The organism is Paraburkholderia sp. SIMBA_054 (genome assembly GCF_046534875.1).
Lineage (GTDB): Bacteria > Pseudomonadota > Gammaproteobacteria > Burkholderiales > Burkholderiaceae > Paraburkholderia > Paraburkholderia hospita.
The window spans coordinates 110,209-125,283 of the sequence record NZ_JAWRXV010000017.1; the positions used below are offsets into that span (position 1 = coordinate 110,209).

General features: G+C 63.5%; 13 protein-coding genes. 7 read left to right on the forward strand and 6 right to left on the reverse strand.

Annotated features, from left to right (window positions below):
• Positions 1-321 precede the first annotated feature (321 nt).
• A complete protein-coding gene (locus SB822_RS21690) occupies positions 322-1,662 on the reverse strand; it encodes an NAD(P)/FAD-dependent oxidoreductase (protein WP_410855610.1) in 1,341 nt (446 codons plus the stop codon).
• A gap of 466 nt (positions 1,663-2,128) precedes the next feature.
• Between SB822_RS21690 and SB822_RS21695 the strand changes: the two genes are divergently transcribed.
• Positions 2,129-2,983 carry a helix-turn-helix domain-containing protein gene (locus SB822_RS21695; RefSeq protein ID WP_007588675.1) on the forward strand — a complete coding sequence of 285 codons (855 nt, stop codon included), beginning with the start codon at positions 2,129-2,131 and terminating at the stop codon, positions 2,981-2,983.
• A gap of 41 nt (positions 2,984-3,024) precedes the next feature.
• On the opposite strand, the gene SB822_RS21700 is transcribed toward SB822_RS21695, so the two are convergent.
• Both SB822_RS21700 and SB822_RS21705 read right to left on the reverse strand, forming a co-directional pair.
• Complete coding sequence (locus tag SB822_RS21700) at positions 3,025-4,878, reverse strand: hybrid sensor histidine kinase/response regulator (RefSeq protein WP_410855611.1); 1,854 nt, start codon at positions 4,876-4,878, stop codon at positions 3,025-3,027.
• A complete protein-coding gene (locus SB822_RS21705; RefSeq protein WP_079489114.1) occupies positions 4,848-5,396 on the reverse strand; it encodes a molybdopterin-dependent oxidoreductase in 549 nt (182 codons plus the stop codon). Before SB822_RS21705 ends, SB822_RS21700 begins: the two co-directional genes overlap by 31 nt.
• A gap of 200 nt (positions 5,397-5,596) precedes the next feature.
• On the opposite strand from SB822_RS21705, the gene SB822_RS21710 reads away from it, so the two are divergent.
• Complete coding sequence (locus SB822_RS21710; protein WP_079489117.1) at positions 5,597-6,544, forward strand: phosphoribosyltransferase; 948 nt, start codon at positions 5,597-5,599, stop codon at positions 6,542-6,544.
• A 63-nt stretch (positions 6,545-6,607) separates the two neighbouring features.
• Here the strand turns inward: SB822_RS21710 and SB822_RS21715 are convergent, their stop codons facing one another.
• A complete protein-coding gene (locus tag SB822_RS21715; protein ID WP_410855612.1) occupies positions 6,608-8,281 on the reverse strand; it encodes an ATP-binding domain-containing protein in 1,674 nt (557 codons plus the stop codon).
• A 155-nt stretch (positions 8,282-8,436) separates the two neighbouring features.
• Between SB822_RS21715 and SB822_RS21720 the strand changes: the two genes are divergently transcribed.
• From SB822_RS21720 to SB822_RS21730, 3 genes are read left to right on the forward strand one after another with little or no spacing between them, the layout of a single operon-like run.
• Complete coding sequence (locus SB822_RS21720; RefSeq protein WP_410855644.1) at positions 8,437-9,063, forward strand: glutathione S-transferase family protein; 627 nt, start codon at positions 8,437-8,439, stop codon at positions 9,061-9,063.
• Between the two features lie 2 nt (positions 9,064-9,065).
• Complete coding sequence (locus tag SB822_RS21725) at positions 9,066-9,692, forward strand: glutathione binding-like protein (RefSeq protein WP_007588684.1); 627 nt, start codon at positions 9,066-9,068, stop codon at positions 9,690-9,692.
• A 19-nt stretch (positions 9,693-9,711) separates the two neighbouring features.
• Positions 9,712-10,293: a Fur family transcriptional regulator gene (locus SB822_RS21730; protein ID WP_079489123.1), complete on the forward strand. Its 582-nt coding sequence runs from the start codon at positions 9,712-9,714 to the stop codon at positions 10,291-10,293.
• A 31-nt stretch (positions 10,294-10,324) separates the two neighbouring features.
• Here SB822_RS21730 and SB822_RS21735 read toward each other — a convergent pair whose 3' ends face one another.
• Positions 10,325-10,789 (reverse strand): response regulator, encoded by a 465-nt coding sequence (locus SB822_RS21735; RefSeq protein ID WP_007743670.1) that lies wholly within the window; start codon positions 10,787-10,789, stop codon positions 10,325-10,327.
• 394 nt (positions 10,790-11,183) lie between these two features.
• Entirely contained in the window at positions 11,184-11,930 is a 747-nt protein-coding gene (locus tag SB822_RS21740; protein ID WP_410855613.1) for a TetR/AcrR family transcriptional regulator, read from the reverse strand.
• An 84-nt stretch (positions 11,931-12,014) separates the two neighbouring features.
• On the opposite strand from SB822_RS21740, the gene SB822_RS21745 reads away from it, so the two are divergent.
• Both SB822_RS21745 and SB822_RS21750 read left to right on the forward strand, forming a co-directional pair.
• Positions 12,015-13,523: an MDR family MFS transporter gene (locus tag SB822_RS21745; RefSeq protein WP_410855614.1), complete on the forward strand. Its 1,509-nt coding sequence runs from the start codon at positions 12,015-12,017 to the stop codon at positions 13,521-13,523.
• A gap of 511 nt (positions 13,524-14,034) precedes the next feature.
• Entirely contained in the window at positions 14,035-15,057 is a 1,023-nt protein-coding gene (locus SB822_RS21750) for a zinc ribbon domain-containing protein (RefSeq protein WP_244196732.1), read from the forward strand.
• Positions 15,058-15,075 lie beyond the last annotated feature (18 nt).

Here is a 15,075-nt window from a genome sequence, read left to right on the forward strand (position 1 = left end):
AGTTTGCCACCTGGGCGGCACAAACCATTCGCTGCCGCCAGCCCTTGAGCGGGTGCTTGAAGTGGGTGAGGCGCTCATTCGAAGCGTTGGCGACAAACATGAGTCACGTGGTTGCCGTGTGAAGCGTAGGACCGGTTGGGGGCCCTCAGGCAAGAACTAGAACTGACGGTGTTAGCCGCTTTCTTTTGCCTACTTTTCTTTGCGGCGGCAAAGAAAAGTAGGTGCCGCCCCGCACAGGGGCGACGCGTGAACGGCAAACACCATAACGCGGATGCCAGCGAAAAGCCAAACCAAACCACCCAGCGTCGCAGACAAAAAAACTCACAGCATGCTTCGAGGCCTCTGCATAGTCCCATCAAAAAACCTCTGCAACCGAAACGCAGAAAGATCAAGCGACGGCCGCCCATCAACGATCCATTCAGCCATAAGCCGCCCAACAATAGGCCCCATGGCGAAGCCATGCCCACAAAATCCGGTAGCGACCAACAGGCCCTGCGCCTGAGAAGCAGCATCGAGCACTGGAATCCCATCGGGCAACACATCGATCAACCCGGCCCACGACTCAACCACCTGCGCATCCTTCAAAGCCGGAAACAACGCCCGCAGCTTCTGCAACGCCCGCGGCGCATGCGAACGATTCGGCTGCGGATTCGGATCCCGCGGATGCAACACACGCTCGTCAGCAGACAAAAAGCCCGGCACGCGCTCGCGTAAATCACGCACAAACGCGCCATTCAGATGAAAGCTGAACTTCTCGCGCTGCGCCCAAAGCTCGGGCAAGAACCACTTGAGCGCCCGAAAATGCCCCAACGTCATATCGACATCAACCTGCATATCATCAGCGAGATTGATCGCGCCATTCGCACGCTGGCGAATCCCAAGCCCATGCCCCCAGAACGTGGAAGCCGTAATCGCAGGCAGCGGATTCGTCCGCATGCAGGTACCACGCACCGCCTGCTGCGGCAAAACAATCCCCAGCGTATCGAGCAACCGCCAGCTACTCGCGCCCGCGGCGCAAATCACCTGCCGCGTGCGGATCGTGCCGCGCTCGGTGACGACGCCCGTCACGGCGCCCGCCGCCCGTTCGATCGCAACCACGCCACAACCCTCGAAAAACCGCGCGCCCGCTTCGATAGCCCGCGCCGCGAATGCGGCCGCCGCGCGACGCGGCTCGGCCTGGCCGTCGGTCGGCGTGTACAGACCGCCCAGCACCTTGCCCTGCATGCCGCGCACGTGCTGGTCGATCTGCGCGCGGTCGAGCACGCGCGTATCCAGCCCATATTGCTTCGCGACATCCATCCATTGCTGGAACGACGTCCAGTCTTCTTCTTTGTTCGCCACGTAGAGACAGCCGCCCTGCCGCCATTCGAGATCGAAATCCAGCTCGCGTTCAAGCTGCTCCCAGATACGCATGCCCGCCATCATCAGCGGCACTTCGGCGGCCTCGCGGCCCTGCTGGCGAACGAAACCCCACGCGCGCGTCGACTGCTGGCCCGCGATGCGCGACTTGTCCAGCACCACCGCCTTCACGCCCCGGCGCGCAAGGTAGTACGCCGCCGCGCAGCCCATGATGCCCGCGCCCGCAATCACGACGTCGGCTTGATCGGGAAACGGCGTGTCGGCCGGGCTCAGGTTGGCGTGCAGCGGATAGGTGGTCGTCATCGGGAATGCGAGAAAGAAATGGCGCCGAGGCCGTGTCGAGGGACAGCATCTTCTCAGGCCCGCCCGCGCGCCGCAATCCCGGTCAGAAAAGCGGCCATCACGAGCGCCCGCGCCAGCCCAATCGCCCTTCGGGCTAATGATCCGCCGCAAAAAACGCGCAAAGTCCCAAGCCTTACCGATTAATTTCATGCGATTTGCATATATTTCACCGCTAAAATAGACAGGCTTTGCATGGTTCGAACACCGCCTCATTCGCGTGAGGCGGTCGAACTCATTAGAATCGGCGGGTTCGTCGAAAAAAGCTCGATCAATGCGGATATGGCGCGACACCAGGCGCGCCCGAAGTCTTGCGGTACAGTTGCGGTCCTGCGAGGGCAGCACGCCCACCCGGCGTGCCACGCGGCACCGCGCTGCCGCCACGACGCCGCGTCATATACAACTATTTATACCGACACACTCTTCGCGCATGTCCAACGAAGCCACCTCAACCGACTCGCTTGCCGTCGCCGAACGCGTGCGCGAGTTGATGAGCCGTCACGGCATCGGCAAGCGTCAGCAAACCAGCGAGCTTTGCCGGATCCTTGATTTGAGTTTTTCGCAAGGTCACCGCAAGCTGCGCGGCAATAGCCCGTGGACGCTCTCGCAGATCAAGAAGGTCGCCGAGGTTTTCGGCGAGCCGGCGGCGCAGCTGTTCGGCGCGCAATCGCTCGACCCCGGCATGGTCGGCGCCACCGCGCAGGAAGCCGTGTTCGCGATCGGCGGAATCGAGCTCGCGTGTACCGCGTGGATCGGCGCGCCGATCGAAGCGGGCAGCCGGCCGGAATTCATCGCGTGGTCGAAGCTCGATCAGTGGCGCGTCGTGCGGCACGACGGCGCGCTCTATCAGAACGCGTATGAAGTCCACAAGATCGAGATTTATCCGCGCCGCGCCGAAACCGACAAGCCGCTGATCGCCGTCGTCGACGACGACCAGGCGTCCGCCGACAATCTGCGCGACTATCTCGAACGCAGCGGCTTCGCGGCCATCGCGATTTATGGCCTCGCGGCGTTCGCCGAGACGCTGCAGACGCAGGTGTTCGACGGCGTGGTGATCGACTGGCTGTTCGGCCCGCAGACGTCGGCGGAAGCGATCCGCGCCGTGCGCGCGTCGGAGAATCCGGATGCACCCATTTTCGTACTGACGGGCGAACTGCTGACGGGCAAGGCGAGCGAGTCGGAAATCAGCGACATCGTGCGCAACTACGATGTGGCCTGTTACGAGAAACCGGCGCGCATGGCGATTCTCGTCGCCGATCTGTCGAAGCGTCTAAGCCGCGCATAAGTTACTGGCTTAAGCGCGCGACTTAAGCGCGGGCTCGCTCGTCAGCCCGCGACGGACGCCCCGTGCCGCGCCGCCAGCGCGCGCTGCACGGCGTCGCGCAGCACCTCGTAGTGAACGGGCTTGGTCAGGCTATCGAAGAACAGATCCGCCTCCGCGCGCACGCTGCCATCGGGCGCATAGGCGCTCACCGCAATCACGGGCGTGCGCACCATCTCGCCCGCCCCTTCCACCTTCTCCGCATATTCGGTCATGAACGCGTACCCGTCCTTGTCGGGCATGTGCAGATCGAGCAGCACCAGATCGCACTGCCGCGCGGCGAGCCATGCGTGCGCATCGTCGGCATTGGCGACGGCGGCCGCATCGCACCCCATGTGTTCGAGCATTTCGCACAGCGACTCGCGAATCAGCTGGTTGTCGTCGACGATCAGCACCTGCGGGCGTCCTTCGCCGTGAGCCGTATGCGGCACGACGGACGCGCCGGCGGGCGTGGCGACCGGCTTCACGGGAATCGTCACTGTGAAGCGCGTGCCCTTGCCGACTTCGCTGTCGACATCGATCGTCCCGCCGAACAGATCGACGAGACCTTGCACGATCGCAAGCCCCATCCCCGCGCCTTCGAAGCGGCGCGTGCGCGATGCGTCGAGCTGCGTGAACTCCTTGAAGATCAGCGGAATCTGCTTGTCCGGCACGCCCGCGCCCGTGTCGGTGACGACGATGGCCAGCGCGTCGTCGCGCTGGTCGAAATGCAGCGTGACGGTGCCACGCTCCGTGTAGCGAATCCCATTGGTCACGAGGTTGTTGACGATCTGCCGGATGCGGTGCGGGTCGGAATCGACGAGCCCCACCCGGCCGCTCGCGCTACCTTCGAACACGAGACCCTTCGCCCGCGCGAACGGCTCGTGCTCGTCAACGATCGACGTTAGCAGCTCACGCGGATCGAAATGCTCGTTGCGCAATTCGAGCTTGCCGGCGCCGAGGCGCGCGTAGTCGGTCAGATCCTTCATCTGCGCTTCGAGATGGCGTGCGGCCGTCTCCAGCCGCTGGATCACCTTGCGGTCTGCGTCGGAGTGAAAGTTGAAGCCGAGCAGTTCGATCGACGAGACGATCGCGTGCAGCGGCGTGCGGAGCTCATGGCTGATCATGCCGAGGAACGCGTCCTTGGCGAGGCTCGCCTCGCGCGCGGCGCGGCTGGCCTGATGCTCGGCATCGAGCGCGGCGTGCTGCTGCAGAATCAGCTTGGTGCGGCGCCGGCCGTTCATCACCAGCAGCGTGGTCGCCGCCGCCGACAGCAACAGCAGCACCAGCCCGCCCGCGAACAGCATCTGGCGCTTTGCGATGAAATCCGAATTCATCGCCTCGCGGTCCTGCAGGTCGACGTAGCGCCGGCTCAGCGCGAGATCGTTGACTTCCTTCCAGTGCTTGCGCAGTTCGTCGACCATCCGCGACGCGAGCGCGGGCGAATCAGGCAGCGCGTCGAGCGAAGGCTGCATCGCGACCAGCATCTCCGAGAGCCGCACGATCTCTTCCTGCTGGCGCTGCACGGCTTCTGTCTGCGCGGCCATGCGCTGCGTCGAGCCAGCCATCACGCGCAGCTTCGATTGCAGCACCTGGAAATGCAGCGTGAGCCGCTGATAGTCGCTATCGACGCCCGTCTCGTATTGCAGCAGCTGGCTTTCGAGCCGCGCGTAGGCGATCTGGAGTTGCGCGGCGTCCCAGTAGAAGCCGTCGTAGGTGCCCGTCAGCTGCTGGGTGGCGCGCGGATTGAGAAGGGCCGAGTACAGCAGATAGCTGATCGCCGCAGTCGGCGCCGCGAGCGCGGCGATCCAGATGACGACGAGCACCACACGGCGCAGTGGGCGCCGTCCTATTTGACGATGAGAGCCTTGATCTGCCATACGAATTTCGCGTCCGCCGACGCCCCCGCCAGCTCGCCGGGAAACTGGTCGCGCGGATAGATGAGAAACAGCGGCCCGAAGTCGCTGACCTGCAGGCGCTTGCCGTTCATGCTGTACGCGACGATCACGCCATAACGGCTCGTGTCCGACACGGGAACGGTGTACGTGTAGTCATCCAGCGTATGGATTTCGATCTGATCGCCGTACGCGCCCACGGTCTTCAGGATATCCGCGAGCAGCGGCCCCGTGAAGGTGGATTTTGCCGTCCATGTCGTCGATGTCGAAATGCTATGGACGGGCAGCGCGAGCAACTGGGCTTCGGAAAAGTGAAAAACGGTGTGATCGTCGTCGTTGGTCTTCGCTATCTTGCCTTTGACGTCGAGCGCGAGCGTGGTCGTCAGCGGCGCGGCCGACGCTCCGAACGAAGCGAACGCCAGCGCGAAGACGGTGAGCAGCGCGGTGACCAGCGCGGACATCAGCGCGAACGCACGCAACCCGCCGCATTTCTTGTAGTGCACTTTCAGGTCCCTCTAGTGTGGTCTTGTTGTTAGTCGTGCCCGCATTGTGCCTGACAACGTCATCAGACGATAACTACAGCGCGGCCGGACCTGCCCCGACACAGAATCTTTACATGGCGTGCATAATATCGGCTCCATCTCAAAAAAAGCCGCTTCGCCGACGCACGTTCATCCGGCCCACCACAAGCGCAACATCCGTCATGAAAAAGCCGGTTCTACCGTTGACCTACGAACAGCTCGACCACTGGATCGAATCGTTGCAGCCCACACTGCTCGAAGAGCGCTTCGCAGCCGCTGTCGGCATTCTACGGGGCGGCGCACCGCTCGCGTTGATGGCTTCGCATGCGATCGGCGTGCCTGTCGCGTTTCTCAGCTATGACCGCAGGGCGCGCCACGTCACGTGGGACTCGGCCCAGCCACTGCCGCCGCCCGGCTCGAAGGTGCTGCTGTGCGAGGACATCGCGGGCCGTGGCTTCACGCTGGTCGATTGCATTGCGTTTCTCGAACAGCACGGCCTGATAGTCAAGACGCTGACGGCCGCCTTCGACGAAATCAGCCGCATCCGCCCGGACTTCGCGAACGACGCGTCGGGCTTCTTCGCGCTGTTCCCGTGGGAACGCCAGGCCTATACGGACGACTATCGCGACGACTGGCTGAAAGTCGAGTCCGGTTCGGCCGGGAAAATGGCGGATGACCACGAATACGCGACCTATGCGATCGATCTGGACGGCATCCTGCTGCCCGACGTGCCACTGTCACGGTATGACGAAGATCTCGCCGCCGCTTTGAACGAGCGCGACGCGCTGTTGCCGTACGAGGTCTTGCCCGACGTCGATCTGCAGAAAGTGCGCGCGGTCATCACGGGCCGGCCGCACGCCGACCTGGAGCGCACGCGCGCGTGGCTCGAACGGCACGGTTTCGGTCATCTCGAACTGGTGATGCGCACGCCCGACGCGCATGACGAAACGCCTGAAGGTGCCGCCGCGCACAAGGCGGCCGCGGCGTTGAGCTGCGGCGTCACGCATTTCATCGAAAGCGATCCCGTGCAGGCGCTCCTCATCGCGAAGCTCGCGCCGCTGCTGCGCGTGATCTGGTGGGACGCGCTCAAGCACACAGGCACGCTGATCAGCGCGTCGGCCTGGCGCTGAGATTTCCGAGGCGCGCCACGCTCGCGGCGCTGAGCTTTCCCGCGCCGCCGCGCTAGCGATTCCTCAGTCCGCCTGCTCCTTCGTGTCCCCAAGTTGCAGATGCCGCGCGGCACGCTGCGACGCGACGACGATCAACTTCATCGTCGCGCGGGTCGCGCCGACGAAGAGCTTGCGCGCGTTGCGCTCGTCGAACGCGTCGAAATCTACCTCGCTCAGGATCACGCACGGCGCCGACTGCCCCTTGAAGCGGTAGATCGAGTCGAGCAGCACATCGCCTTCCCGATACGCGGGATTGCCGAACAGATCGTATTTACCCGTGAAGCTGCGCAGCCGGTGCGGGCCGAGATGATCGAGCGGCCACAGCACCGAGCCTTCGCGTCCGCGAAACGACAGCACCGCGATGTCCTGCTTGCGAAAGCCAAGCGCCAGCGCCTGGGTGATCGCGCGCTTGGTCGCGTCGATACAGCTTTCGGGCAGCTGGGTTTCGTCGTAGGTGGACAGCGAAATATCGGAGCCGTCGAACGGACTGCCCGCCGCGAGGCCCGCCGCCAGCGGCACCGTTGCACCGACCACGCCGCGCAGATAGTCGAGGATGTCGCGCGGGCTGCGATAGTTGGTCGATTCGCGCAGCACCGTCCAGCCGGGCAACGCGACGCTCTCGCGCATATACAGGTTCTGCAGCGGGTCTTCGAGCCACCACCATGCACCGCCCGGCTTCAGCAGCCGTTCGAGCGCGGGCACCCACGGCTGCTGGAAGTCCTGGCCTTCGTCGACGATCAGCACGTCGTACTGGAAGCGCGCGTCGATCGGCGTGTCGGCGAATGCGCTTTCGAGTTGCTCGAACACGTCGCTGCTCTGGAAATCCGGCGCGCGGCCGCTATCCCGCACGATCTCGTCGCACAACTGGTGATAGTTCGCGACCTTCGCCTCGGGCGGCGCGACACGCGCAATGTGATCCGCAAGCGGCCGGTTGAAGCACACATACAACGGACGCGCGCCGCGCGCGACGGCGTCTCTCATCACCTGCACCGCGAGTTGCGTCTTGCCGGAGCCCGCCGTGCCGATCACGCGCAGCCGGAACGGCGCGAATTCGAGCCGCCGCGCCCATGTGGCCAGGCCGCCCGCGAGCCGGGTGACGAGCGTGCCCGCTTGGCCGACCAGCGCGCTCGCGTCGGGCGCGAGCGCCAGTTCGTCGGCGAGGAAATGATGAATCTTCGACGCGCACGGCAGACGCGGCTCGTCCTCGGGCAGCGCCTCGCGGATGATGCTGACGAGCTTGTCCTTGCGCGTCGCGTCGACGATGCGCGCCGGGTTCACGCCTGAGATTGCCGCGTCCTTGACGATGTGATCCGGACAGTACAGCAGTTCTTCGATGAAATACGTGCCCGCGCCGAACGCCGCCGTGAAGCGCCGGTGCAGCCCTTCGATCGTGCGCGCGAGCGCAATCGCGACATTGCGCTCGGTCTGCATGTAGACCTTGACCAGCCCTTTCGGCGTCTCGCGCAGGAAGCCCGTTTTCTGCTCGACGATCATCACCCGCCCCGCCGGACTGACGATCACGAAGTCCGCCTCGCCGAACACCGAAAAGCCTTCGTGCAACCGTGTCCAGTGCACGCCGTGATAGACCGTGTACTCGCGCGGCAGCGCTTCTTCGAGCAGCGCCAGCGTTTCGCGCTCGCGCGAGGCAGCGCCCGTGGCGGCGAGACTCTTCCAGTCGTCGGGGACAATGCGGGCCATGCGCGCCTCGTCAAAATGGGGTGCGCCCATTGTACGCAACGCGTGTAGGGGCATTGCCCGCCGCCAGAAGAAAAAGGCCGCTTCGTGTATCGTTGCTGGTTGAACGCCGCGCGCAGCGCGGCTTGCCAATCAAGAAGACGAAAGAGGATTACCGGATGATTACAGTCTGGGGACGCGCCAACTCGGTCAATGTGCAGAAGATCCTGTGGGTGTGCGACGAGCTGGTCTTGCCCTACAACCGCATCGACGCCGGCCTGCAGTTCGGCCGTAACGACGAACCCGAATATCTCGCGATAAACCCAACGGGCAAGGTGCCGACGCTCGTCGACGGCGACTACACGCTGTGGGAATCGAATTCGATCCTGCGCTATCTCGTCATGCAGTACGGCGAATCGAGCGTACTCTACCCCGATGAACCGAAGGCGCGCGCCAGCATCGACCGCTGGCTCGACTGGTCGCTGTCCACGCTGCAGCCCGCCGAGCGTCCCGTGTTCTGGGCCATCGTGCGCACGCCCGAGGCCGAGCGCGACAACGCGAAGCTCGCCGCCGACATCGACAACGTCGCGAAGCTGTGGAAGATGCTCGATGCGCACCTGCAAGGGCGCTTCTTCATCGAAGGCGAGAAGTTCACGCTGGCGGACATCGTGCTGGGCGCGTATGCGAAGCGCTGGTTCGGGCTGCCGGGCGTCGAGCGTGCGTCGCTGCCGAATCTCGAACGCTGGTATCAGCGGCTGTCGACCCGCTCCGGCTTCAAGCTATACGTCGACTTCGATCTGACCTGAATATGACTATCTCGCTTTATGCATGGGGCACGCCGAACGGCCGCAAGATCAGCGTCGCCCTCGAAGAAATGGCACTGCCGTACGCCGTCAAGCTGATCAACATCACGAAGGACGAGCAGTTCGACCCGGACTTTCTCGCGATCAGCCCGAACAACAAGATTCCCGCGATCGTGGATCCCGACGGACCGGACGGCAAGCCGATCAGCGTGTTCGAATCGGGCGCGATCCTGCTGTATCTCGGCGAAAAGACGGGCAAATTCCTGCCGCAGAGCCTGCGCGACCGGGTGCCCGTACTCGAATGGCTGATGTGGCAAATGGGCGGCTTCGGCCCGATGCCGGGCCAGGTGCATCACTTCGCGGCGCTCGCTTCCGAAGACGACAAGCGCTACGGCCTCAAGCGCTTTTCCACCGAAACGCGGCGCTTGTACAAAGTGCTCGACGCGCGCCTTGCCAAAAGCGAATACGTGGCGGGCGACCTGTCGATCGCCGACTTCGCGATTCTCGGCTGGGCGTGGCGGCACGAGCGCCACAAGGTCGATCTCGCCGAGTTTCCGAACGTGAAGCGCTGGTACGAGACGCTGTTCGCACGTCCGGGCGTGAAGCGCGGGTTCGACGTGAAGCTCGATTGACGCACCGTATAATCAGCGGATGAAAAACGCCAAGCCAACCGCTGCCGACGCTGCATCCACGCCGGGTCATTCGCATCACGCGCATGCCGCAGATCACGTGCATTCGCACGCGGACGACCCGCATCACGATCACGCGCACGGCACGCCTGCCTCGGCCGAGGCGGCGCTCGCGCTGGCCGAAGAATACTGCCGCGAGCGCGGCGAAAAGCTCACGCCGATCCGCCGCAAGGTGCTGGAGTTGCTGTTGACGTCGGGCCGCGCCACCAAGGCGTATTCGCTGCTCGACGACATGCGTCAGATTCACCCTGGCTCCGCGCCGCCCACCGTGTATCGCGCGCTGGATTTCCTGCTGTCCGCCGGGCTCGTGCACAAGATCGAGTCGATCAACGCGTTCGCCGTCTGCCACGATCTCACGCAATGCCAGCACGGCATTCTGGTGGTGTGCCAGCAATGCGGCAACGTCACCGAACTGCATCAGCCGGCGCTGCGCGAAGCACTCGTCGCGCAAATCGAAAACGCAGGATACCGGCTCGCCGGTGATGGAATCGAGCTGAAAGGGTTGTGTTCCGCGTGCCAGGCGGCGCAAGCCGCCGGCAGCTGAACACACCCGTCAAAGCGCCGCGGTTCGAGCGTCAGGTCAAACCGGCGGCGCGCGCGCCTATCGCGTCATGCAATAGCGTCACCAGCGCCTCGGGCGGCGCCGGCTTCGTCATGAAATGCTGGAATCCTTCGCCGATGCTGCGCAGCCGGTAGGCTTCATCGGTATGGCCCGTCAGGGCCACTGCGACCGAAGGTGAATGATCGCCGCGAATCTCGTGATCCCGTACACGCTGAATCAGATAGAAGCCGTCCATAGCGGGCAGATCGAGATCGCAGACGACCGCATCGGGCAACGCCCGCACGGCCGCCTCGACACCCTCTTCCGCATCCGCCACGGCGATGACGTGGGCGCCTTCCGATTCGAGCAAAATCTTCAACGATTCCCTGTTCTGCGGATCGTCTTCCACGAGCACGATCGTGGCCTGATCGAGCCTCAATACTCCGTTCATCTTGATGTTATGGCTTGAAAAGCTGGTTATGCACTCTGACGTGGCCATGATGTATCTAACGCAATGTGTACCGCGCCAGCGCCGGCAGCGGAAAACGGTTCAACGTTTCTACTCTCGTATGCACGTTCTTACCAACGAGTGACGGACGCGCTGTTCGTCCGACAAACTCCCCTGTTTCGCAAATTCGTGACTGCGCGTGCCGTCGCGCGGCGCATATCGTTCAGTCGGACTCAATTTTACCGAACGAGTTGCAAGCGACTGTGCGCTTGTCCGCTTCGGCATATAGCTTGACGGCAGAACACACCGCGCCATGGTGACGATTGCGCAAGGCGCTTGCGTGACCGTCCGAAAGCAGACTTGCGAAACGCATAGCATGAAGCACGTAGCGTGCCGCGCCGGACTCGGTGCCCAGGCGCCTTCCGCTATTTTGATCCAACGCCGTTCACGCTGCAGCAGGCGGGGTGACGCCGTGTGTAAGCAGCGCGACCGCATGACGCGCGATGTCGTCGGCTGTCAGCTTGCGGCGCACCGGGTCGTTGCGCCACATCGACGACGTCGCGAGCGGCAAGATCGTGAGTCCGATCACCGACAGAAAAACCAGCGACGGCTCCAGCTCCCGATTGAGCTTGCCTTCCTTCTGCCATTTCTCGATGAACTCGATGCCGCTTTTCTGGTTCGCGTTACCGAAGCGCTCGTGCATGCGCTGCTTGAGCAGGCCGCCTTCGCTGATCACTTCGCGGATCCACAGCGACGGGAACCACGGATAATCGCCCGCCACTTCGACGAGCCGCTGCGCGAGCAGCGTGATCCCTGCGATGGGGTCGTCGGGATGCGTCTGAAAAGAGCCACTTAGCTTCGCGCGCAACGGCAGGAAGCGCTCGTCGATCAACACGTCGAGCAGTTGATCACGCGTCTTGAAGTAGTAATGCATCATCGCGGGCGTGAAACCGGCCTCGCGCGCGACCTGGCCGAGCGTCGTATCGACGATGCCCTGCCGCGCGAACAGCGCGAGCGCCGCGTCCAGCAGACGGGCGCGCTGCTCCGGTCCGCGCCCGCTGCCGGAAGGACGGCCGGGCCGGCGCCCAGCGGGCGCGCCTTGTGCGCTTGCGTCGTCGCCGCCCCGCGCCTGAAACGCCTGCTCAGCCTGATCCGAACCCGCTACCGCTGCCGATTTTGTTGCCATGACCATGAATTTGACGAACGCTGGAATACGTCATATATTAATCTTCATGTTAATTAATTTCAAGGCATCTTGAACGCCATGGAAGCCCAGATGCAGAGCCCCACTCTTCCTGCCGAAGCGGCGCCCGCAGCCATCGAGCGCCCGTCTCTTCGCGTGCTGTTTCCGGTGCTGCTGCTGGTGATGCTGCTTGCCGCGCTCGACCAGACCATCGTGTCGACGGCGCTGCCTACTATCGTCGGCGAGCTTGGCGGGCTGGACAGCCTGTCGTGGGTCGTCACTGCATACCTGCTGACGTCGACGATCGTCGTGCCGCTGTATGGCAAGTTCGGCGACCTGTTCGGCCGCAAGGTCGTGCTGCAGACGGCCATCGTGCTGTTTCTGATCGGCTCGGCACTCTGCGGCGTCGCGCAGAACATGACGCAACTGATCCTGCTGCGCGCGTTGCAAGGGCTGGGCGGCGGCGGACTACTGGTGATCACGATGGCGGCGATCGGCGACGTGATTCCGCCTGCGGAGCGCGGCCGCTTTCAGGGCGTGTTCGGCGGCGTATTCGGTCTGGCGACCGTGATCGGTCCGATGATGGGCGGCTTTCTCGTCGACCATCTGTCGTGGCGCTGGATTTTCTATATCAACGTGCCGCTCGGCATCGTCGCGCTGCTCGTGATCGGCGCTGTGTTCAAGCCACGCGTCGCGCATGTAAAGCACACCATCGACTACATGGGCGCGGTCTTTCTCGCCGGCGCCCTCACCTGCCTGATCCTGTTCACGAGCCAGGGCGGCACGGTGCTGCCGTGGACATCGCCGCAACTCTGGTGCACGCTGCTGCTCGCGTTCATCTGCATCGGCGGATTCATCTATGAAGAGCGTCTCGCCGTCGAGCCGATCATGCCACTCGACCTGTTTCGCGACCGCACGTTCCTGCTGTCGAGCGCGATCGGGTTCATCGTCGGCGTGTCGCTATTCGGCTCGGTGACGTTCCTGCCGATGTATCTGCAGGTGGTGAAAAATTCGACGCCATCGGAAGCAGGCATGCAGATGCTGCCGATGATGGGCGGCGTGCTGCTGATGTCGATCATCACGGGCCGCATCATCAGCCGGATCGGCAAGTACCGGATGTTCCCGATCATGGGCACGTTCCTCGTCGGCGTAGCAATGGTTCTGCTGACCACGCTCAAGCTCGAGACACCCGTTCACGTCATGTATGCGTACATGGGCGTGCTCGGCTGCGGTCTCGGCATGGTGATGCAAGTACTGATTCTCGCCGTGCAGAATGCCGTGCCGTTCAAGCATCTCGGCACGGCGACGTCGGGCGCGACGCTGTTCCGTTCGATTGGCGGCTCGGTCGGCGTCGCGGCATTCGGCGCGATCTTTTCGAACGGACTCGCTTCGCGCCTGCAAGCGCTGATTCCGCCCGACACCGAACTGCCGCACGCGCTCGGCCCCACTGCGATTCATCACTTGCCTGCCGTGTTGCGCGACGATTATCTGCAGGCGTTCGCAAGCGCATTGCATACGGTGTATATCGTCGCGGCGTGTGTGGTAGTGCTCGCGTTCGCGCTTGCATGGCTGTTGAGAGATCATCCGCTGCGCAAGCAGTAACGCTCTGGCGAAAACGGACAAACGCTAGCAAACAGAAGCACACTCACGCTCAACATCACGCACAAAAGTCGTGCAGCATTCATTCGACATGCTCTGCAGTTTTCACATACATGGGCCGGCCGCTTTGCACGCCGGCCTTTGATCTGAACGATGTGTTTCCTATGATTAATCAGTGACGCGCCACGTTGTATTCGCGTCTATGCAAAAACCCTGATGCGCGTTCGTTTTCCCCCTGAAATCACGACACGTTTGTGTTCGGTAGGTAACAACGTCGATTGACGCGACGAGCGAAAGAAACCATATTGGCACACACAGCGGCCCCGTAACGAAAGGACTGGGCCGGCCGCTACCCAGCGCATGTGGATCGCGAGTTCCGCCAACTGCGAGTTTGCTTCAACTTCGATCCTGAGCATGCCGAAATGGCATCGCCTACAACTGGTTGGGGTTAAGCATGTCTGCTGAAACGTCACCTGCCCAGGGTTTCCCAACGCCGTGCACACGGTGCGGGGGTGTGCTGTATCAGCATGTCGAATTCTGCCCGTACTGCGGCGCCGATCATCCTCTCGAACGAACCCAGCGCAAACGCAACGGCACGCAACTGAGAGCCGTCGACACACAACCGCCCGCTCCTGACGAAGTCCATACCCCTGAGGCAGCCGGCCTCCCGTCGCTCGCCTCGCCCGATCTTCCCGTTCCGCCGATCGAGGGGCCGCCACCGCTACGGCAATCGGCCGGCCGCTGGCTCGCCACGAAGGGCGTCGTGCTGCTGCTCTTCATCGTCGCGCTCGGCTACGCGGGCTATCTGCTGCTCGGCGACAACCACAGGCAGGACACGGCCACGGACGAAGCGACGAACAGCGCAAGCACGTCGGGCGGATCGATTTCACCGTACGCCGCGCCGCAAAGTGCGCGCAACACACCGACCGCCAACGTGACCAACGTGCCCGCCGCGAAGACGCCGCTCGCGCCCATCGCGCCGCCGCGCCCGCGCGTGGCCCAGCACTACCGGGACGTGCCCGATGCATTGCGCGCGGCGCGCGCCGCGCTCACGCACAACAACCTCGCCGAAGCGCAGTCTGCGCTATCAGACGCACTGTCTGTCGAGGCGAGCAATGCGGAAGCGATGCAGATGCAAAGCGATCTGAAGGATCGCGAGAACAAACGTGACGTTGCGCTCGGCGTTGCGACCACCTGTGCGAAAGACAAGTTATGGGGTTGCGTGCGCGAGCGCGCAGCGCAAGCGCTCGCGATCGACGTCAGCAGCGTCGATGCGCAGGCGCTGCTCGAACGCGTGATTCTTACGACGGGCTGGAAACCGCTGTCGGGCGCAACCGCGGCCGCGCCGCGCGCCACGACGCCGCAAGCCAACGCGAACGCAGCGCCGGCGCCCACCATGCCCACGAACAACGCGGCAACGACGAACAACGCAGCCACTCCCCCAGCAACGAACACGGCCGCCAGCAGCATCGAAGCGCAAATGCGCGCGATCCGCGAATCGGGCTGGAAAAAGGCGCCGTCAGCGAACAAACAGTAGAGCAAGAAGAGCACGTCA

Bases quoted from the DNA above. Each gene is read 5' to 3' on its own strand.
- SB822_RS21690 (WP_410855610.1), bottom strand. From the start codon at position 1,662: ATGACGACCACCTATCCGCTGCACGCCAACCTGAGCCCGGCCGACACG.
- SB822_RS21695 (WP_007588675.1), top strand. From the start codon at position 2,129: ATGTCCAACGAAGCCACCTCAACCGACTCGCTTGCCGTCGCCGAACGC.
- SB822_RS21700 (WP_410855611.1), bottom strand. From the start codon at position 4,878: ATGGCAGATCAAGGCTCTCATCGTCAAATAGGACGGCGCCCACTGCGC.
- SB822_RS21710 (WP_079489117.1), top strand. From the start codon at position 5,597: ATGAAAAAGCCGGTTCTACCGTTGACCTACGAACAGCTCGACCACTGG.
- SB822_RS21715 (WP_410855612.1), bottom strand. From the start codon at position 8,281: ATGGCCCGCATTGTCCCCGACGACTGGAAGAGTCTCGCCGCCACGGGC.
- SB822_RS21720 (WP_410855644.1), top strand. From the start codon at position 8,437: ATGATTACAGTCTGGGGACGCGCCAACTCGGTCAATGTGCAGAAGATC.
- SB822_RS21725 (WP_007588684.1), top strand. From the start codon at position 9,066: ATGACTATCTCGCTTTATGCATGGGGCACGCCGAACGGCCGCAAGATC.
- SB822_RS21730 (WP_079489123.1), top strand. From the start codon at position 9,712: ATGAAAAACGCCAAGCCAACCGCTGCCGACGCTGCATCCACGCCGGGT.
- SB822_RS21735 (WP_007743670.1), bottom strand. From the start codon at position 10,789: ATGGCCACGTCAGAGTGCATAACCAGCTTTTCAAGCCATAACATCAAG.
- SB822_RS21740 (WP_410855613.1), bottom strand. From the start codon at position 11,930: ATGGTCATGGCAACAAAATCGGCAGCGGTAGCGGGTTCGGATCAGGCT.
- SB822_RS21745 (WP_410855614.1), top strand. From the start codon at position 12,015: ATGCAGAGCCCCACTCTTCCTGCCGAAGCGGCGCCCGCAGCCATCGAG.